The sequence below is a fragment of the Streptomyces sp. NPDC044061 genome, assembly GCF_056434305.1.
The window spans coordinates 56,291-73,249 of record NZ_JBWKFL010000039.1 but is presented as its reverse complement, the minus strand read 5'-3'; the positions used below and the strand labels follow the sequence as shown (position 1 = coordinate 73,249).

The window sequence follows — 16,959 nt, the reverse complement described above, 5'->3', positions numbered from 1 at the left end:
TGCCCTCGACGCAACGGTCTTCCCTACGTCGCGAACGCCTACGTGACGCATCACCGCAGGTCAGAGCCGATTCAGACACTCTGAGAGTCGGTAAAGTGGATGAGGCACCCGAATTCCACAGCCAGACCCTGGACTCCCTGCGGCAGCCCCTGGAGTCCGGACACGTGGTGATCGCGCGCAGCGCGGGCGTGGTCAGGTTCCCCGCGCGGTTCCTCATGGTCCTGGCGGCCAACCCGTGCCCCTGTGGGCGCTTCTCGCAGCGGGACTCCCTGTGCGACTGCCCGCCCTCGGCGATCCGCCGCTACCAGGCCCGGCTGTCCGGCCCCCTGCTGGACCGGGTGGACCTGCGTGTCGAGGTAGACCCGGTCACCCGGGCCCAGCTCACCGATCCCGGTGCCCGCGGCGAGTCCACCGCCACCGTCGCCGACCGGGTCCGGGCGGCCCGGGAGCGGGCGGCCACCCGGCTCGCCGGAACCCCCTGGCGCACCAACAGCGAATTGCCCGGACGGGAGCTGCGCAGCCGCTTCCACGCGGTGGCCGGCGCGATGGACGAGGCCGAACGCAACCTCGAGCGGGGCGTGCTCACGGCCCGCGGGATCGACCGGGTGCTGCGCGTCGCATGGACGGTCGCGGACCTCGTCGGCCACGACCGCCCGGACGCCACCGATGTCTGCCTCGCCCTTCAACTGCGTACCGGAGTGCCGCGGGGTGTGCCCATGGCCATCGGAGCCCTGACATGACCGCAGGGGACGACCCGGGCGGGGAACTGCTCGACCGGGTCTTCCTCGCTCGGGTCGTCGAACCCGGGGACGAGGTCGGAGGGCGGTGGACGCGGGAGTTCGGGGTGGCGGAGGTGGTACGGCGATTGCGGGACGGTGGGGAGCCCCTGCCAGGGGTGAGCGGAACGCGGTGGTGCGGGCTGGTGGCCCGGGCGCGGCGGGCGGAGCCGGAGCGGGACCTGGAGGTGGCGCGGGCCGCCGGGGTGCGGTTCGTGTGTCCGGGGGACGCCGAGTGGCCGGGCCAGCTCGACGATCTCGGGGACGCGCGGCCCACCGGGCTGTGGGTGCGGGGGCGGCCCAGCCTGCGGATGTGGGCGCTCAGATCCGTCGCCGTCGTGGGGGCGCGCGCCTGCACCGAGTACGGCGCCCATGTGGCCGGTGCCCTGGCCTCGGGACTCGCCGAGGGGGGCTGGGTCGTCGTCTCGGGCGGTGCCTACGGGATCGACGGGGCCGCCCACCGCGGTGCCCTCGCCGCCGGCGGAGCCACCGTCGCCATCCTGGCCTGCGGTGTCGACCGGCCCTACCCCCGTGGTCATACCGCCCTGATCAACAGAGTCGCCGAGCAGGGACTGGTGATCGGTGAGCTGCCGCCCGGCGATCACCCGACGCCGACCCGGTTCATCCTGCGCAACCGCGTGATCGCTGCCCTTACCAGGGGCACCGTGGTCGTGGAGGCCGCCTGCCGCAGCGGCTCTCTGGTCACCGCGCGGGCCGCCGCGCGCCTCGGCAGATTCACGATGGGCGTGCCCGGACCCGTCACCAGCGGACTCTCCGCCGGCGTGCACGAGATGCTGCGCGGCGAGGCCGTCCTGGTCACCGACGCCGCCGATGTGATCGAACTCGTGGGTGACATGGGCGAGCTGGCCCCGCCCCGGCGGGGCCCGGTACTCCCGCGTGACCTGCTCGAACCGGCCGCCCGGGCCGTCCTCGCCGCCCTGCCCGGCCACCGCGCGGCCCCCGCCGAGGAGATCGCGTGCGGCGCGCGCACCACGCCGGACGACGCGATCGCGAGACTGTACGAACTTAGAGCACTTGGCTACGTCGAACGACACGGCGATGGCTGGAAGTTGACACGCCAGGCGATGATCTCGGCCCGGGGCGGCCGGGCGTCATGCTGACCGAGCGTGTTCGGCCGTCCGGGGGAACCCCCTACGCCCTTGGGAAATCCCGGAGTTGACACCTTCGGCCGGTCACGCAGAGCGAGTGGGGGAGCGCGGTGGTGCGGTCGGCGGAAGACGCCCGCGCAGGGGTGGAGCCTCGCTGTTCGCACACCGCGACTCCTCAGTCACGCTACGCTCACAAAAGCCGGGGCGCAGACCGCGCCAACTCGACATCAGACCGACAGCTCACCCAGGTGGCCCACTTCATCCCACGAACCCCCACCGCTACCCACTCCTGATCACTTCTCCCACTTCACGGCAGAACACGGCACTTCACGGCAGAACGACACAAGGCGACGAATGCCCCAGCACACCTCCGGGTCCGACCGGGCGGCGATCCCCCCAGCCGCCCGCGACGGCGGCAGCGTGCGACCGCCCGCTCCCTCGACACTCGACGAGCTGTGGCGGTCGTACAAGGCGACGGGGGACGACCGGCTGCGGGAGCAGTTGATCCTGCACTACTCGCCGCTCGTCAAATACGTGGCGGGCCGGGTGAGCGTCGGCCTGCCGCCCAATGTGGAGCAGGCCGACTTCGTCTCCTCGGGGGTGTTCGGGCTGATCGACGCGATCGAGAAGTTCGACATCGACCGGGAGATCAAGTTCGAGACGTACGCGATCACCCGGATCCGGGGCGCGATGATCGACGAGCTGCGGGCGCTGGACTGGATCCCACGGTCCGTGCGGCAGAAGGCGCGCAATGTCGAGCGGGCCTACGCCACGCTCGAGGCGCGGCTGCGGCGCACCCCGACGGAAGGGGAGGTCGCCGTCGAGCTGGGCATGGAGGTTGACGATCTCCACGCCGTGTTCAGCCAGCTGTCCCTGGCCAACGTGGTCGCCCTGGAGGAGCTGCTGCACGTCGGCGGTGAGGGCGGGGACCGGCTCAGCCTCATGGACACGCTGGAGGACACCGCCGCCGACAACCCGGTGGAGGTGGCCGAGGACCGCGAGCTGAGGCGGTTCCTGGCGCGGGCGATCAACACGCTGCCCGAGCGGGAGAAGACCGTGGTCACGCTGTACTACTACGAGGGGCTCACCCTCGCCGAGATCGGCAACGTGCTGGGGGTCACCGAGAGCCGGGTCAGCCAGATCCACACCAAGTCGGTGCTGCAGCTGCGGGCGAAGCTGGCGGGCTTCGGGCGCTGACTCCTCCCTTCCGGGGTGGGCTGTCCGTAGAGTGGTTGACGTGCCAAGGATTCGAGCGGCCTCCGTGGCCGAGCACCGGTCGATGCAGCGAGCCGCCCTGCTGGACGCGGCTCGGTCCCTGCTGTCCGAGGGCGGGACGGAGGCGCTGACCTTCCCCGCGCTGGCCGAGCGGACGGGGCTGGCGCGGTCGTCCGTGTATGAGTACTTCCGCTCGCGGGCCGCCGTGGTCGAGGAGCTGTGCGAGGTCGACTTCCCCGTGTGGGCGGCGGAGGTCGCCTCGGCGATGGAGCGGGAGCCGTCGGCCGAGGGCAAGGTCGAGGCGTATGTGCGCCGGCAGCTCGCGCTGGTCGGGGACCGGCGGCACCGGGCCGTGGTGGCGATCTCGGCGAGCGAGCTCGACGCGGGGGCGCGCGAGAAGATCCGGGCCGCGCACGGCGGGCTGGTCGCGATGGTCGTGGAGGCGCTCGGCGAGATGGGGCACGAGCAGCCCCGCCTCGCGGCGATGCTGCTGCAGGGCGTGGTGGACGCGGCGGTGCGGCGGATCGAGCTGGGCGCGGCCGAGGAGCCCGTCGTGGTGACGGACGCCGCCGTGGCCATGGCACTGCGGGGCGTGAGGGGCTGAGGCCGGCCGCGCTGCGCGGGCCCTGCCCGGCCGTGGACGACGACTCCTGCACGATGATCATGACGAGCCGTGCCGGAGTGGGCAACCTGGACCTGGGTGAGCCGGGTCACGCGTGCTCCGTCACGTGAGCACGGGCAGTAGCCTCGACGGCCCCCTGTTGAGCAGCCACGGGGGCAGCAGGGACAAGGGGTCCACATAGGCCTCGCCCCGCAGCAGGCCCCAGTGCACGCATGTCGTCGCGCCGCAGTGGGAGCCCGTCGGCTCCACCGTTCCCACCACCCCGCCCGCTCCCACCGAATCCCCCTTCTCCACCGACGGGCTCACCGGCTCGTACGTGGTGCGCAGATCGGTTCCCGTCAGTTCCACCGACACCACGCCCCGGCCCGCGACCCGCCCGGCGAAGGACACCCGGCCGGGCGCGACGGCCCGTACGGGCGAACCGGCCGGCGCGGCGAGGTCCACGCCCCGGTGCCCGGCGCCGTACGCCGTGGCCGGGGGCTCCCAGCCCCGCAGCACCACCGGCCTGACACCCACCGGCCAGCCACGCCCGATGGCCGGAACCGGCTCATCGGCCGACCGCGGAGCCCGGTCCGGCGCCGAAGGTCCCGGACCGGGGCGGTCCGCCCAGGCCGCAGGGGCCGACCCTGCCGCCGCCAGGCCCAGCAGCAAACCCGCCCACAAGGTCACGCATCGCCTCACTCGTCGCATGCGAAAAGCCTCCGCCACGCCCGCCGGACACGGCCGGGATCTGTGGACTACTCACCGGTTGTGGAGAGCGGCGTCACCCGGTGCCCCGGCGGTCCCGTACACTTCTTCTGGCGATCCGGGTCACCGGGTCGACTTCGCACGCCCCGGTACGGCAGCCGGCAACGGTTCGTACCAAGCGCCCCTCGGTCCTTCGCGGCACGGCGCATCGCGGGCGTCAGGCGCGACCGCCGTCCGGCGGACGCGGCACAACCGAGAAATTCAAGGAGATACGGCCATGGCCGTCGTCACGATGCGGGAGCTGCTGGAGAGCGGCGTCCACTTCGGTCACCAGACCCGTCGCTGGAACCCGAAGATGAAGCGCTTCATCTTCACCGAGCGCAACGGCATCTACATCATCGACCTGCTCCAGTCGCTGTCGTACATCGACCGCGCCTACGAGTTCGTCAAGGAGACCGTCGCCCACGGCGGCACGGTCATGTTCGTCGGCACGAAGAAGCAGGCGCAGGAGGCCATCGCCGAGCAGGCCACCCGCGTCGGCATGCCCTACGTCAACCAGCGCTGGCTGGGCGGCATGCTCACCAACTTCTCCACCGTCTACAAGCGTCTGCAGCGCCTCAAGGAGCTGGAGCAGATCGACTTCGAGGACGTCGCCGCTTCGGGTCTGACCAAGAAGGAGCTTCTCGTGCTCTCGCGCGAGAAGGCCAAGCTGGAGAAGACCCTCGGTGGTATCCGCGAGATGCAGAAGGTGCCCAGCGCCGTCTGGATCGTGGACACCAAGAAGGAGCACATCGCCGTTGGTGAGGCCCGGAAGCTGAACATTCCGGTCGTCGCGATCCTCGACACCAACTGCGACCCCGACGAGGTCGACTACAAGATCCCGGGCAACGACGACGCGATCCGCTCCGTCACCCTGCTCACCCGTGTGATCGCCGACGCCGTCGCCGAGGGCCTCATCTCCCGCTCTCGCGTCGCCACCGGTGACAAGGGCGAGAAGGCCGCGGGCGAGCCGCTCGCCGAGTGGGAGCGCGACCTGCTCGAGGGTGAGAAGAAGGACGAGGCTCCGGCTGCCGAGGCCGCTCCGGCTGCCGAGGCTGCTCCGGCCACCGAGGCTGCTCCGGCCGCCGAGGCCGCTCCCGCCGAGGCCGAGAAGGCCGCCGAGGGCGAGCAGGCCTGACGTCAGCGTTGACGGCGGGGGCGGTACCGCATCCAGCAGCGCCTCCGGCGCGGTGAAGTCCGCCCCCGCTGTTCATCCGTAGTTCGGCACGCCGTCCGCGATCCGCGTTCACATGTGGATCGTGGACCGTACCGATCTCCGTCCTCCCAAGACTTCGAGAAAGACTCACAGACTCATGGCGAACTACACCGCCGCCGACGTCAAGAAGCTCCGTGAGCTCACCGGCGCCGGCATGATGGACTGCAAGAAGGCGCTGGACGAGGCCGAGGGCAGCGTCGAGAAGGCCGTCGAGGCGCTGCGCATCAAGGGCCAGAAGGGCGTCGCCAAGCGCGAGGGCCGCTCCGCCGAGAACGGCGCCGTGGTCTCCATCATCGCCGACGACAACTCCTCCGGCGTCCTCGTCGAGCTGAAGTGCGAGACGGACTTCGTCGCCAAGGGCGACAAGTTCCAGGCCGTCGCCACGGCGATCGCCGAGCACGTCGCCAAGACCTCCCCGGCCGACCTCGAGGCCCTGCTCGCCTCCGAGATCGAGGCCGGCAAGACCGTCCAGGCGTTCGTGGACGAGGCCAACGCCAACCTCGGCGAGAAGATCGTCCTGGACCGCTTCGCGCAGTTCGCCGACGGCTTCGTGCTCGCCTACATGCACCGCACCATGCCCGACCTGCCCCCGCAGATCGGTGTCCTGGTCGAGCTCGACAAGCCGAACACCGAGGTCGCCAAGGGCGTCGCCCAGCACATCGCCGCCTTCGCGCCGAAGTACCTCTCCAAGGAGGACGTCCCGGCCGAGGTCGTCGAGTCCGAGCGCCGCATCGCCGAGGAGACCACCCGCGCCGAGGGCAAGCCCGAGGCCGCGATCGCCAAGATCGTCGAGGGTCGTGTGAGCGGCTTCTTCAAGGACGCCACCCTGCTTGGCCAGCCGTACGCGCTGGACAACAAGAAGTCGGTCCAGAAGGTGCTGGACGAGGCCGGTGTCACCCTGAAGCGCTTCACGCGCATCAAGGTCGGCATCTGAGTCCGTACCGCGATCGACGCGCGACCCCGATAGGGTCGAGAGCAGTCGTCCGCGCACACCGCCACACCCAGGCACGTGGCGGACGGCAGCAGATCTGACGAGGAGGCCATTGCCGCGCATGGGAGCGAAAAGCAAACCCATCGGCAATGGCCTTCTTCGTATGTGCAACACGTGAAAGAGGCGGGATCTCCATGACCACCAAGGCCCAGAAGAGCGACGACGGCAAAGTACGCGGCCGGTTTCTGCTGAAGCTGTCCGGGGAGGCCTTCTCCGGTGGCGGCGGCCTGGGCGTGGACCCGGACGTGGTGCACAAGATCGCCCGCGAGATCGCGGCGGTCGTCCGCGACGGCGCGGAGGTCGCGGTCGTCATCGGCGGCGGCAACTTCTTCCGCGGCGCCGAACTCCAGCAGCGCGGCATGGACCGCGCCCGCTCCGACTACATGGGCATGCTCGGCACCGTGATGAACTGCCTCGCCCTCCAGGACTTCCTGGAGAAGGAGGGCATCGACAGCCGGGTGCAGACCGCCATCACCATGGGGCAGGTCGCCGAGCCGTACATCCCGCTGCGCGCCGTGCGCCACCTGGAGAAGGGCCGCGTGGTCATCTTCGGCGCCGGTATGGGCATGCCCTACTTCTCCACCGACACCACCGCCGCGCAGCGCGCCCTGGAGATCGACGCCGAGGCGCTGCTCATGGGCAAGAACGGCGTGGACGGGGTCTACGACTCCGACCCCAAGACCAACCCCGACGCCGTCAAGTTCGACGCCCTCGGCTACGGCGAGGTCATCACCCGCGACCTCAAGGTCGCCGACGCCACGGCGGTCACGCTGTGCCGCGACAACAAGCTCCCGATCCTCGTCTTCGAGCTCCTCGCGGAGGGCAATATCGCGCGGGCCGTCAAGGGTGAGAAGATCGGCACGCTGGTGGGTGACCAGGGCAGCCGGGACTGACCGGCACGCCCCTGTCGCCCGTGGTACGACACCTGTCCGGGGGACGGACGGGACGCGCCCTGGCCGGGGGATGGACAATGTCCTGCCGGTCGGGAACCGTGCAGGAAGAAGACGCGACGCAGCCGGCCGCCGCCCCGCAGAGGAACCGCAGCCGGGCCTTACTCAAGACACGCAGGAGCAAGTGGTGATCGAAGAGACCCTCCTCGAGGCCGAGGAGAAGATGGAGAAGGCCGTCGTGGTCGCCAAGGAGGACTTCGCCGCGATCCGCACCGGCCGTGCGCACCCGGCGATGTTCAACAAGATCGTGGCCGACTACTACGGCGCCCCGACGCCGATCAACCAGCTGGCCTCGTTCTCCGTGCCGGAGCCGCGCATGGCGGTCGTGACGCCGTTCGACAAGAGCGCGCTGCGCAACATCGAGCAGGCGATCCGCGACTCCGACCTGGGCGTCAACCCCAGCAACGACGGCAACATCATCCGAGTGGTGTTCCCCGAGCTCACCGAGGAGCGCCGCCGCGACTACATCAAGGTCGCCAAGGGCAAGGCCGAGGACGCGCGGGTCTCGATCCGCTCCGTGCGCCGCAAGGCCAAGGACGCCATCGACAAGCTGATCAAGGACGGCGAGGTCGGCGAGGACGAGGGCCGCCGCGCCGAGAAGGAGCTGGACGACACCACCGCGAAGTACGTCGCCCAGGTGGACGAGCTCCTCAAGCACAAGGAAGCGGAGCTGCTCGAAGTCTGATGAGCGACTCTTCCTGGGGGCCGCCGCCGACGGGGCAGGCCGGGTACTGGGGGCCCACCGAGGGCGGGCCTGTCCAGGGGGCCGCCCCGGCGGGTCCCGCGTACGATGCGCCTGAGGTGCAGCGGACTCGCCCCATGCCCATCGTGCCCGACGGACCCGCGTACGGCGGTGACCAGGACGAGGACCGGGGGGCCGCTCGGCTGAGCGACCCCTTGTTCCGAGACGAGACGCGGTACGCCCCGCAACACCTGACCCCGAGCCCGACGCCGATACCGACGCTGAACCCCACACAGAGTTCGACGCAGAATCCGGAGCCCATGCCCGACGCCCCGCAGCCGGCGCCAGCGCCGCAGAAGAAGAGCGCGGGCCGTGACCTGAGCGCGGCCATAGGGGTCGGCGTCGGACTCGGTGTGCTGATCGTCGCCTCCCTGTTCATCGTCAAGGCCGTGTTCGTCGGAGTGGTCGCGGTCGCCGTGGTCGTGGGCCTGTGGGAGCTGACCAGCAGGCTGCAGGAGCGCAAGGGCATCAAGGCGCCACTCGTGCCGCTCGCGGTCGGCGGCGCGGCGATGGTGGTCGCCGGGTACGTGCGGGGTGCCGAGGGCGCGTGGGTCGCCATGGCGCTGACGTCGCTCGCCGTGCTGGTCTGGCGCATGACCGAGCCACCCGAGGGCTACCTCAAGGACGTCACGGCGGGCGTCTTCGCCGCGTTCTACGTGCCGTTCCTGGCCACGTTCGTGGCGCTGATGCTCACCGCCGACGACGGCCCGTGGCGTGTGCTGACCTTCCTGCTCCTCACGGTCGTCAGCGACACGGGCGCGTACGCGGTCGGCTGGCGCTTCGGCAGGCACAAGCTCGCCCCGCGCATCAGCCCCGGCAAGACCCGAGAGGGCCTGCTCGGCGCGGTGCTGTTCGCGATGGTCGCCGGCGCGCTGTGCATGCAGTTCCTGATCGACGACGGCAGCTGGTGGCAGGGTCTGCTGCTGGGCCTCGCGGTCGCCGCCAGCGCCACCCTGGGCGACCTCGGTGAGTCCATGATCAAGCGCGACCTGGGAATCAAGGACATGGGCACCCTGCTGCCGGGGCACGGCGGCATCATGGACCGGCTGGACTCCCTCCTGCCGACCGCTCCGGTGGTGTGGCTGCTGATGGTGGTGTTCGTCGGCTCCGCGTGAGGGCCGCGGCGTGTACGGCTTCCGGGCCTCGTCCTGAGCACAGGGCGGGGCCCGTCGCGCTGCCCGGCCTCCGTCAGGGCCCGTCGTCGGCGTCCCAGTCGGCCAGCGGCAGGCCCTGGGACGTGGTGATCTCCAGGACCGTGCAGCCCATGAGCCGTACGGCGGCGAAAAGCCGGTCGCGGACCGCGACCCGGTCCCCGGGCGGGAAGGCAACGCGGATCTGGTGCGGGCGCGAGCGGTCGTAGGTGAGGTGCCAGTCCATGTCGGCGGTCCGGAAGTGGTCCTGGCCGTGCGCACCGTCCTCGGACTCCCACGAGCCGCGGTCCAGGGTCGGCGCCAGCACGTCCCGCAGGATCCGCAGCCGCTCGGCGAACGGCCGCGGGCCCTCGGACAACCGCAGGCACCGGTGCAGCCGCGGCAGGAACGCATCGAACCAGGGTGCGAGGTCCGGCTCCATGTCCGCCAGGACGGTGGAGCGCAGACGTCCGGTCACCCACTCCTCGACGAACCCGGTCGCGTTCAGCGCGTACTCGTCCTGTCCGACGCCCCGCCCCTGGACCACGACCGGCCACCCGTCGGGGTCTCCGTCGGTACGCCAGCACAGCCGGTCCGCGTCCAGGGTGCCGCCCCAGACGAGCAGGCCGTCATACCGCTCGAGACCGTTGTGCGGGCTCGACCCGAACGGTGTGCGCAGACGCAGATAGTCGCAGAACTCGCCCCAGCCGTACGTGCCGGCCAGCAGCTTGTAGTCCGCGGGAAGCCGCGCACCGAGCCGCTCCTCCACCTCGGCCCAGTCCCCGCGGGCGTCGACCGGGGCGGTCGGCGGGGTCACGACCCGGGTGAGGGAGTCCAGGCCGGTCACGGCAGCTCGGCCCGGGCGAGCGCCCGCGCGGCCGGCTCCCCGGTGCGCCGGGCGTACGCCAGCCGCTCCCGCACCTCGCGCAGGGTCCGCGGCCGGTACCCGGGACCGCCGCAGCAGGTCTTGTGGAATCCCACGCCCGCGTGCAGCAGCACGGTGAGCGTCCGCCAGGCGGCCCTGTCCCGCCTCGGCGGCGCCGCGAAGGCCGAACCCGCGTACATCAGCGCGCCGGCACAGCGCGGGCAGGTGCGCTCCCGCCACGGGGCGTGGCACAGCTTGTACGACACCCGGCAGGACAGGCACACGTACGACGTCTTCGCGGCAGGCATGCCCTCAGCGTAGGGAGCCACGCGGGGTCGGCCAAGCGGGTTTCGGAGGTCGTCGGTGGTCCGGCCGTGCCCCTCAGGCGGTGGGGGTGGCGCGGATGGCGGCGATGTCGAACTGGAGCCGGACCGTGTCGCTCACCATGGCCCCGCCCTGGGCCAGCCTGGCGTCGTAGGTCAGACCCCACTCGGAGCGGTTGATGGTGGTGGTGCCGTCGAAGCCGGCGCGTTCGTAACCGAACGGGTCGGTCACATGACCGATGTAGGTGAGTTCCAGGACGACGGGGCGGGAGGTGTCCTTGATGGTGAGATCGCCGGTCATGCGGTAGACGTCCTTGCCCGCGAGCTGCACGGCGGAGCTGGTGAAGGTCATCCGCGGGTACGTCGCGGAGTCCAGGAACTGACGGCCGACCAGGTGCGCGTCGCGCTGCTCGACACCGGTGTCGACGCTGGCCGTGTACAGCACGATGTCGGCCCGGGACAGGGCCGGGTCGCGGCCGTCGAAGGAGAGGCGGCTCTCGTACTCCGTGAAGGATCCGCGCACCGTCGTCACCATCGCGTGCCGCACGGAGAACCCGATCCTGCTGTGCGCCGGGTCGATCAACCACTCTCCCGTGAGGTGCGCCAGGTCGGGATCGGGCAGGACAGCGGTACCACGGGCCACCGGGGCGGCGGTCGCCACAGCCGCGGCGGAGGGTTCCGCGCGCCGGTGGTGCGAGTTGCGGCCGAAAAGGTTCATAACGCACGTTGTTACGTCAGTCCGAGCGGCCCAGACAAGGCCCGACCAGGAAACCCGACCGTTCGCCCACAGAACTTCACAGACGGCCGGACCTGTGGACGCGAGTTCGTGGCACTGAAGGCCGGGCAGGCGGTCCGACCTCGAACGGCGAACCGCTTCACTGACGGCTGACGTTCCTGGTCACGCCGGTGACGACCGTCGTGGCCAGGATCCAGCCGGTGATGACGAGGGCGTAGGACAGTGCCTGGTACCAGCCGTCCGGCGCGAAGGCGTCCTCCTGGCCGAAGGAGATCACGGGCAGCAGCAGGTCGAGCGTGTAGAAGACCGGGTTGAAGTGAGGGGCCTCGGACGCTTTGAGCGGGCGGGGGTGGTGCAGGGCGTACGCGATCGAGCCGACGGCCAGCAGGGACAGCAGCCAGACGCAGGCGCGCAGCGGACGGAAGCCGTAGCCGACGGTGGCGTCCTGCATGTAGCCCCACAGGCGTCCGTACCAGGCCCGGGTGCCACGCAGGTGGCGCTGCTTGGCGAGTTGGACGAGGCGGGCGGCGTGGTCGTCGCCGACACGGCGGTAGGCGGCTGTCAACTGTTCGTAGGCGTCGGGGACGTAGCCGTCGTCGTCGCGCTCCAGCATGGGCAGGCGGCGTTCCGCGGGTTCGTGCGGGGTGAGGGCGGTGTAGACGAGACCGCTGATGAGCACCTTGGCCGGCACCGTTTCCGGTTCCAGGACCAGAACCTCGATCTGTGCCCGGCGCAGATTCAGTGCGCCTTCCATGGGCGGGCTCTTGCGCAACCAGAGTTCCCCGATGGTGCAGCTGCTCGCGCGCAGCGCCGCGTCGCCGGGATTGGAAAGGGACGCGTACGACAGGTCGAGCCGCCCGGTGATGCGGGCGCCCCGCAGGCCGATCCAGCCTTGTGTCCGGAGGCGCCGCATGTGGAAGTCGCCTTCCACGAGGAGTGTCTGTGCGTCCAGGGCGAAGCTGCCCGGATGACTGAGCCGCGAGTCGTCGAGGCTGGCCGAGCCGGCGATCGAAGTGCTGTTGAGGTCCAGCGCTCCGTGCGTTCGGAGTCCGGGTGCCCACAGGTCGTCGCCGATGATCGCGTGGCTGAGCAGGAGCGCGCGCTGCGCGGTGTCCGGCCGGATGATCTCGGCTTGGGCCAGGAACAGCGTCCCGGCGATGTGCGTCCCGCCGAGCCGCACCTGTCCGAGGAACCGGCAGCCCGTCAGGTGCACGATGCCGTCCACGCGCATGGTGGCGGCGGCGAGGCCGGGCAGTACGGAGCCGCTGAGGTTCAGCTCACGGAGCCGGGAGGCGTACAACTGGGGGACGTCCTCGAAGAAGCAGTCGCACAGATGCACCAGATGGTCGATCGTGCCGTACTGCAGGTCGAGTACGCCGGTGATGCGGGCGCCGTTCAGTCTCAGAGCGGGTATCTCCCCCTCCTCCAGCGGTCCGTCCAGGAGCAGGGCCCGCAACACGGTCGCCCGCACCGTACGGTCGGGACCCCAGTCCGCCCCTTGTGCCGTGTCCTCGTCCTCCGCGGTGCGGAAGTCCACCGCCGCGCCACTGGAAAAGGCGCGCCAAACCCTCGACTCGGCAGGCGTAAGATCGTTCGTGTCCATCAGCCGGGACTCTGGCGTCACGCCCCGACGCTGTCAACTCCCCAGATTTTCCAGCCCAGTTGCTTCGACGCGAAGCGGCAGTGCCGTTAGGCTGCGACACGTGAGCCACGACGCCCCGACCTGCCCCAGGTGCAGCCGGCCCATGAGGTCCGGGGGCCTGGTGCTCGCCGAGCGGGAGGACGACGGCCGGCGGACGTGCCGGTCACTGTGGAAGTGCGCCGGCCGACATGTCTGGTGGCGCCGGGCCGACCGGCCCGACGGTCCCTGGGAGGTCTGCCCAGTGCCGGAGCTGTTCCACGGAGAGGGCCCCGAAAACCCTTCGTATCCGACCCCCTCGCCCGGTACGGTCCCGAGCGTGTTCCCGCCGCGGGGAGCCCAGGAGCTCCGCGCGCGGCCGCCCCGGCAGTTCCCACGTTGAGAGTAGGTTTCGTCAATGGCATGTCGTATCAGTGAGCTCGTGCTCGGTTGCCGCGAACCCGAGGTGCTGGCGCGGTTCTGGTGCGAGGTCCTGGATTTCGTGGTGCTCGACCGCGAAGAGGACGGCACGCTTGAGATCGGGCCGCGCGAAGGGTTCGGCGGCCCGCAGCCGACGATCATCCTCAGCCGCAGGGACGAGCCGGAGCCGGGGAAGTCCCGGCTGCACATCGACGTCAACGCCACCGACCGCGATCAGGACGCCGAGCTCGAACGCCTCCTGAAGCTCGGGGCGCGCCCCGCCGACATCGGCCAGACCGGCGAGGAGCAGTGGCACGTTCTCACCGACCCCGAGGGCAACGAGTTCTGCCTGCTCAAGGCCCGCCTCAACCCGCTCTGACGGCTCTGTGTTCCAGGGTGCGGCCCTGGTGCGCCGGGCTGGACAGCTCCACACAACGGCAGCCCCCGCATTCCCTCAGGGGGTCGTCCCGTCACTCACCCGCTCATGAACGCAGCTGAACGGCCCTGTACTTCGCCCGGCAAGGCACCAACAGGAGGTCGGGAAATCCCTGTTCGTCGTGCCGTGGCCGGGATGGCGTCGGCAGGTGATCAATATGCAGGTGCGATCGGAACGAGGAGATGTCCTGGCCCGCGCGAGCTGCGGGTTGCCGTGGTTCGCGACGCCGGCCGGCGTGGACCGGGCGGAGTTCCCGATGCTGGGCGGCTTGGATCCGTACGGCGACGCGATCTTCAATGAACGACAAATGCCGATCCTGATGGAAGAGTTGGAGCGACTACCGGCCGAGCGAAGGGGTGACTGGGTCGAAGAGGTCAACGCGCTGTGCGTGACTGTCCTCAAGCCACCACATCGGTACCTGTGGTTCATCGGCGACTGACTGCAGTTGGTTCGAGGTCTGCTGCAGGGCCTGCCGGCGCCGCAGCCTGTTGCCGTTCCCGGACCTCAGCCCACCGCTCGCGTCGTCGTGCGCCGACCGCATGCTGCCCCGCATCGCCAGAGGCCTGAGATCAGGCCACCAGTACGAAGGGGCGGCCGATGAAGCGCCGGGCATGGAAGTCAGTGCTGATCTCGGCCCCGATGGCGCTGTCGGTCTCCGCGTGCATGGGGTGGGGCGGCTATCCGCATGCGAAGAACGTCCACGACTCTCAGCTCGTAGGCACCTGGCGCGACCGGGACTGCGACATCACGTTGACCTTGAATCGGGACGGATCGGCATCCGTCACCGGCATGCCCACCGAGATGGACCTCGATGGCAAGGTCACGCAGAGCGTCGGCGGGGACGGCACCTGGAGAATCTACAAGTCCGGCGCTGAGCAAGAACTCGATGTGACCGTAGGGGACGAAGAAACCCCGTTCGACCTTTACCGGGCCGAGGGACGCTTGGTGGTGGGCCTGACCGTGGGGGACCCCGACGACATGAACCAGTGCATCCTGGCGCAGGCAGCGGACGACGCAGGGACGGGCGACCGACGTCATGGGCTTGGGGAGTAGCCCTCGCTCCCGCAGACAAGGGCGCGGTGCCTCACGGCAGCGCGCCCTTGTGCGTTGCTCAGCGGGCGAGACCCCTCTTTACTTCACGTCGACGAAGTCGCCCGTGGCCTTGGCGGCCGGCGTGGTGCTCGTGCCCGCGAAGTAGTAGCGCCAGTAGCCGTCCGTGGAGGCGGTGACCGTGGTCCTCACGTTGCCGCTGCCGTCCGTGTTCACGGTCCTGACGGTGCTGTACGTGCTGCTGCCCGCCTTGCGGAACTGCAGCTTGACCGGCTGTCCGGAGTACCCGTGATACAGGTGGTCCTCCCAGTTCGCCCTGGTCAGCTTGCCCGTGACGGTGATCGTCCGGCCCTTGGCGACCGGCTCCGGCGAGGCGTTGACCGTGAGCTTGGAGTAACGCTGCACGTGGAAGGTGCCGAGATTCGTGCGCTTCGCCGAGTCACCGTCCTTGGCCTTCGCGTACGCGCCGAAGTGCCAGGTGCCGGCGAAGGCGTTGTAGTGCAGGTCGTACTCGGGGACGACGGTGTACGTCGACGTGCAGGTGGCCGTGGTCCCCGACGTGCACGTGGTCTCGCTGGGCGAGTCCTGGGTCCAGAAGGCGTCGGGGTCGCTCCAGGTGCCGTGGTACAGGTACGTCTGCCCGGAGGCTATGCCGGCCGGGTCGGAGGCCGTGAACGTGACCTTGAAGGTCACCTTGTTCGTCGTGCCGACGGCGACGTCCTTACCACCGTTCACCACCACGTTCGAAACGTTGGTGTCGCCCACCACCGTGTCCGCGTGAGCAACCGGAACGGTGAGGGCGATGAGTGCCAGCGCGCCGGACGAAGCGGCACCGATGGCGAGTCTGCGCATAAGTTCCCTCAGGAAAAGAGGCCTGTCGCCTGGGTAGGCGTGTGGCGGGTGAACGAACTGTAAGGGACACCTACTCCGGGGCACCGCCGCCCCCCGGGGCTTCAGGTCGTCCCGCCGGGTCGTCAGTGCCGTTCGGTCTCACCGTGTGGCAGCAGGGTCGGCATGTCCGTGTCCAGCGCCTGCTGCAGCACCTGGTGCGCGATGCGGTCGTAGTCGCCGGCGCTCTGCGGGCTGGGGTGGAGTTCGGCGTGGACGTCGTCCGCCAGAAACTCGCCGGTCGACTCGTGCATGAGCATCAGGAAGTGCCGCTTGGGCGCCCAGCGGAAGTCCGGGAAGCGCACACGGTTCTGCTGTTCCAGCCGCTGCGCCCAGTCCGAGCCGAACACCTCGTAGACCCCGTAGGCAAGGCCGCGGGCCGGCGGATGACCCTCCTGCGCCTCGTCGTTCGGGTAGCCGAAGACGCTCTGGGTGCATGCGATGAAGGTGACGTCGAGCACGCCGAGGTGTTCCTGGTCGGGCATGAGCACATGGCATCCGTGCTCGTCCATCAGGAGCAGGCCGCCCCCGGTAGTCGTGAGCTCGTGCCCGAGGTCGACCTTGACGGTGCGCGGACTCTTTTCCTGCGGCATGCACGCCTCCACACCACGAGAACGGATCGGACGCCAGTATGCGACCCGTACCTCGTGCCGTCCGCAGCAGGCCGGATCTGCCCTCATCGGGGGAGGCTCCGGTCGAGAACGATCTTCCAAGCTGGGGCTCCACGACATCGCTGGGCCATCGGCCAAAGCCGCTCCGCCCGTGCAGTAGCCTGCCTGCGGAGGGGTGCCATGTCCGCGTGGATCATGTTGGGTTCCGGCTGCGTTTTCGTAGTTCTGGGCGTGTTGACTTTGAACGGCCGGGGAACGGCGGCGTATGCGCCGTCGCCCAGGGCCGGTTGGGGTTGGATAGCGATGGCCGGCGGCCCCATCTTGGACGGAGCACCCAAACTCCTCGGCTTCTCTTCCGAAGCGGCGATGATTCTTTCCACCGTTGCTCTGGGGCTCGTCGTGCTCGGTGCGGTACTTCTGGTCCGGGGCGGAGCCTTCGTCAAGGCTCGTCGTGCCGGCGATGGCGACTGAGTGCTGCCCTGCGCCCTGTCCAGGGCGACCGTCAAGTTGGGCGACTGATGTCTGACACCAGCGG

19 protein-coding genes and 1 pseudogene are annotated in these 16,959 nt (G+C 70.0%); 13 read left to right on the top strand and 7 right to left on the bottom strand.

What is annotated here, in order from left to right:
- Positions 1 to 95: 95 nt before the first annotated feature.
- The 4 genes and pseudogenes from AC07CM_RS40395 to AC07CM_RS40380 all read left to right on the top strand — a co-directional run.
- Positions 96 to 740: pseudogene (locus tag AC07CM_RS40395) on the top strand (ATP-binding protein); the annotation flags it as partial.
- A complete protein-coding gene (dprA, locus tag AC07CM_RS40390) occupies positions 737 to 1,897 on the top strand; it encodes a DNA-processing protein DprA (protein ID WP_478881517.1) in 1,161 nt (386 codons plus the stop codon). The pseudogene AC07CM_RS40395 and the gene dprA, both read left to right, overlap by 4 nt.
- Positions 1,898 to 2,239: 342 nt before the next feature.
- Positions 2,240 to 3,082, top strand: coding sequence for an RNA polymerase sigma factor WhiG (gene whiG, locus AC07CM_RS40385; RefSeq protein ID WP_478881516.1), 843 nt, complete (start codon positions 2,240 to 2,242; stop codon positions 3,080 to 3,082).
- A gap of 64 nt (positions 3,083 to 3,146) precedes the next feature.
- Positions 3,147 to 3,704, top strand: a complete 558-nt coding sequence (locus AC07CM_RS40380; protein ID WP_478881520.1) for a TetR/AcrR family transcriptional regulator — start codon at positions 3,147 to 3,149, stop codon at positions 3,702 to 3,704.
- Between the two features lie 120 nt (positions 3,705 to 3,824).
- On the opposite strand, the gene AC07CM_RS40375 is transcribed toward AC07CM_RS40380, so the two are convergent.
- The gene (locus tag AC07CM_RS40375; RefSeq protein WP_478881515.1) at positions 3,825 to 4,412 is read right to left on the bottom strand and encodes a peptidoglycan DD-metalloendopeptidase family protein; all 588 of its coding nucleotides are present in this window, start codon (positions 4,410 to 4,412) and stop codon (positions 3,825 to 3,827) included.
- A gap of 274 nt (positions 4,413 to 4,686) precedes the next feature.
- On the opposite strand from AC07CM_RS40375, the gene rpsB reads away from it, so the two are divergent.
- From rpsB to AC07CM_RS40350, 5 genes are all read left to right on the top strand, one after another.
- The gene (gene rpsB / locus AC07CM_RS40370) at positions 4,687 to 5,586 is read left to right on the top strand and encodes a 30S ribosomal protein S2 (RefSeq protein WP_478881514.1); all 900 of its coding nucleotides are present in this window, start codon (positions 4,687 to 4,689) and stop codon (positions 5,584 to 5,586) included.
- 175 nt (positions 5,587 to 5,761) lie between these two features.
- The gene (gene tsf, locus AC07CM_RS40365) at positions 5,762 to 6,598 is read left to right on the top strand and encodes a translation elongation factor Ts (RefSeq protein WP_478881513.1); all 837 of its coding nucleotides are present in this window, start codon (positions 5,762 to 5,764) and stop codon (positions 6,596 to 6,598) included.
- Positions 6,599 to 6,789: 191 nt separating this feature from the next.
- Positions 6,790 to 7,548, top strand: coding sequence for a UMP kinase (gene pyrH, locus AC07CM_RS40360; RefSeq protein WP_478881512.1), 759 nt, complete (start codon positions 6,790 to 6,792; stop codon positions 7,546 to 7,548).
- 184 nt (positions 7,549 to 7,732) lie between these two features.
- Positions 7,733 to 8,290 (top strand): ribosome recycling factor, encoded by a 558-nt coding sequence (frr, locus tag AC07CM_RS40355; protein ID WP_067041614.1) that lies wholly within the window; start codon positions 7,733 to 7,735, stop codon positions 8,288 to 8,290.
- Complete coding sequence (locus AC07CM_RS40350) at positions 8,290 to 9,462, top strand: phosphatidate cytidylyltransferase (protein ID WP_478881511.1); 1,173 nt, start codon at positions 8,290 to 8,292, stop codon at positions 9,460 to 9,462. Before frr ends, AC07CM_RS40350 begins: the two co-directional genes overlap by 1 nt.
- Positions 9,463 to 9,535: 73 nt before the next feature.
- On the opposite strand, the gene AC07CM_RS40345 is transcribed toward AC07CM_RS40350, so the two are convergent.
- The 4 genes from AC07CM_RS40345 to AC07CM_RS40330 form a co-directional block, all read right to left on the bottom strand.
- Positions 9,536 to 10,324: an SMI1/KNR4 family protein gene (locus AC07CM_RS40345; RefSeq protein ID WP_478881510.1), complete on the bottom strand. Its 789-nt coding sequence runs from the start codon at positions 10,322 to 10,324 to the stop codon at positions 9,536 to 9,538.
- The gene (locus tag AC07CM_RS40340) at positions 10,321 to 10,650 is read right to left on the bottom strand and encodes a deoxyxylulose-5-phosphate synthase (RefSeq protein WP_478881509.1); all 330 of its coding nucleotides are present in this window, start codon (positions 10,648 to 10,650) and stop codon (positions 10,321 to 10,323) included. Before AC07CM_RS40340 ends, AC07CM_RS40345 begins: the two co-directional genes overlap by 4 nt.
- Before the next feature lie 73 nt (positions 10,651 to 10,723).
- The gene (locus AC07CM_RS40335) at positions 10,724 to 11,383 is read right to left on the bottom strand and encodes a YceI family protein (RefSeq protein ID WP_478881508.1); all 660 of its coding nucleotides are present in this window, start codon (positions 11,381 to 11,383) and stop codon (positions 10,724 to 10,726) included.
- A 157-nt stretch (positions 11,384 to 11,540) separates the two neighbouring features.
- Positions 11,541 to 13,004: a membrane-associated oxidoreductase gene (locus AC07CM_RS40330; RefSeq protein ID WP_478881519.1), complete on the bottom strand. Its 1,464-nt coding sequence runs from the start codon at positions 13,002 to 13,004 to the stop codon at positions 11,541 to 11,543.
- 433 nt (positions 13,005 to 13,437) lie between these two features.
- Here AC07CM_RS40330 and AC07CM_RS40325 point away from each other — a divergent pair, with 433 nt between their 5' ends.
- From AC07CM_RS40325 to AC07CM_RS40315, 3 genes are all read left to right on the top strand, one after another.
- On the top strand, positions 13,438 to 13,818 hold the full coding sequence (locus AC07CM_RS40325; RefSeq protein WP_403581145.1) for a VOC family protein: 381 nt from the start codon (positions 13,438 to 13,440) through the stop codon (positions 13,816 to 13,818).
- A gap of 214 nt (positions 13,819 to 14,032) precedes the next feature.
- Positions 14,033 to 14,314, top strand: a complete 282-nt coding sequence (locus AC07CM_RS40320; protein ID WP_478881518.1) for a hypothetical protein — start codon at positions 14,033 to 14,035, stop codon at positions 14,312 to 14,314.
- 158 nt (positions 14,315 to 14,472) lie between these two features.
- The gene (locus tag AC07CM_RS40315) at positions 14,473 to 14,928 is read left to right on the top strand and encodes a hypothetical protein (protein ID WP_478881507.1); all 456 of its coding nucleotides are present in this window, start codon (positions 14,473 to 14,475) and stop codon (positions 14,926 to 14,928) included.
- Positions 14,929 to 15,006: 78 nt separating this feature from the next.
- On the opposite strand, the gene AC07CM_RS40310 is transcribed toward AC07CM_RS40315, so the two are convergent.
- Positions 15,007 to 15,777: a calcium-binding protein gene (locus tag AC07CM_RS40310; protein ID WP_478881506.1), complete on the bottom strand. Its 771-nt coding sequence runs from the start codon at positions 15,775 to 15,777 to the stop codon at positions 15,007 to 15,009.
- A 122-nt stretch (positions 15,778 to 15,899) separates the two neighbouring features.
- Positions 15,900 to 16,406 carry a hypothetical protein gene (locus AC07CM_RS40305; RefSeq protein WP_478881505.1) on the bottom strand — a complete coding sequence of 169 codons (507 nt, stop codon included), beginning with the start codon at positions 16,404 to 16,406 and terminating at the stop codon, positions 15,900 to 15,902.
- A gap of 198 nt (positions 16,407 to 16,604) precedes the next feature.
- Here AC07CM_RS40305 and AC07CM_RS40300 point away from each other — a divergent pair, with 198 nt between their 5' ends.
- The gene (locus AC07CM_RS40300) at positions 16,605 to 16,895 is read left to right on the top strand and encodes a hypothetical protein (RefSeq protein WP_478881504.1); all 291 of its coding nucleotides are present in this window, start codon (positions 16,605 to 16,607) and stop codon (positions 16,893 to 16,895) included.
- The last annotated feature ends 64 nt before the right edge of the window (positions 16,896 to 16,959 follow it).

Excerpts from the sequence above, each read along its gene's own strand:
- dprA (WP_478881517.1), top strand. The coding sequence starts at position 737 with ATGACCGCAGGGGACGACCCGGGCGGGGAACTGCTCGACCGGGTCTTC.
- whiG (WP_478881516.1), top strand. The coding sequence starts at position 2,240 with ATGCCCCAGCACACCTCCGGGTCCGACCGGGCGGCGATCCCCCCAGCC.
- AC07CM_RS40375 (WP_478881515.1), bottom strand. The coding sequence starts at position 4,412 with ATGCGACGAGTGAGGCGATGCGTGACCTTGTGGGCGGGTTTGCTGCTG.
- rpsB (WP_478881514.1), top strand. The coding sequence starts at position 4,687 with ATGGCCGTCGTCACGATGCGGGAGCTGCTGGAGAGCGGCGTCCACTTC.
- tsf (WP_478881513.1), top strand. The coding sequence starts at position 5,762 with ATGGCGAACTACACCGCCGCCGACGTCAAGAAGCTCCGTGAGCTCACC.
- pyrH (WP_478881512.1), top strand. The coding sequence starts at position 6,790 with ATGACCACCAAGGCCCAGAAGAGCGACGACGGCAAAGTACGCGGCCGG.
- AC07CM_RS40350 (WP_478881511.1), top strand. The coding sequence starts at position 8,290 with ATGAGCGACTCTTCCTGGGGGCCGCCGCCGACGGGGCAGGCCGGGTAC.
- AC07CM_RS40340 (WP_478881509.1), bottom strand. The coding sequence starts at position 10,650 with ATGCCTGCCGCGAAGACGTCGTACGTGTGCCTGTCCTGCCGGGTGTCG.
- AC07CM_RS40335 (WP_478881508.1), bottom strand. The coding sequence starts at position 11,383 with ATGAACCTTTTCGGCCGCAACTCGCACCACCGGCGCGCGGAACCCTCC.
- AC07CM_RS40330 (WP_478881519.1), bottom strand. The coding sequence starts at position 13,004 with ATGGACACGAACGATCTTACGCCTGCCGAGTCGAGGGTTTGGCGCGCC.
- AC07CM_RS40325 (WP_403581145.1), top strand. The coding sequence starts at position 13,438 with ATGGCATGTCGTATCAGTGAGCTCGTGCTCGGTTGCCGCGAACCCGAG.
- AC07CM_RS40320 (WP_478881518.1), top strand. The coding sequence starts at position 14,033 with ATGCAGGTGCGATCGGAACGAGGAGATGTCCTGGCCCGCGCGAGCTGC.
- AC07CM_RS40315 (WP_478881507.1), top strand. The coding sequence starts at position 14,473 with ATGAAGCGCCGGGCATGGAAGTCAGTGCTGATCTCGGCCCCGATGGCG.
- AC07CM_RS40310 (WP_478881506.1), bottom strand. The coding sequence starts at position 15,777 with ATGCGCAGACTCGCCATCGGTGCCGCTTCGTCCGGCGCGCTGGCACTC.
- AC07CM_RS40305 (WP_478881505.1), bottom strand. The coding sequence starts at position 16,406 with ATGCCGCAGGAAAAGAGTCCGCGCACCGTCAAGGTCGACCTCGGGCAC.
- AC07CM_RS40300 (WP_478881504.1), top strand. The coding sequence starts at position 16,605 with ATGTCCGCGTGGATCATGTTGGGTTCCGGCTGCGTTTTCGTAGTTCTG.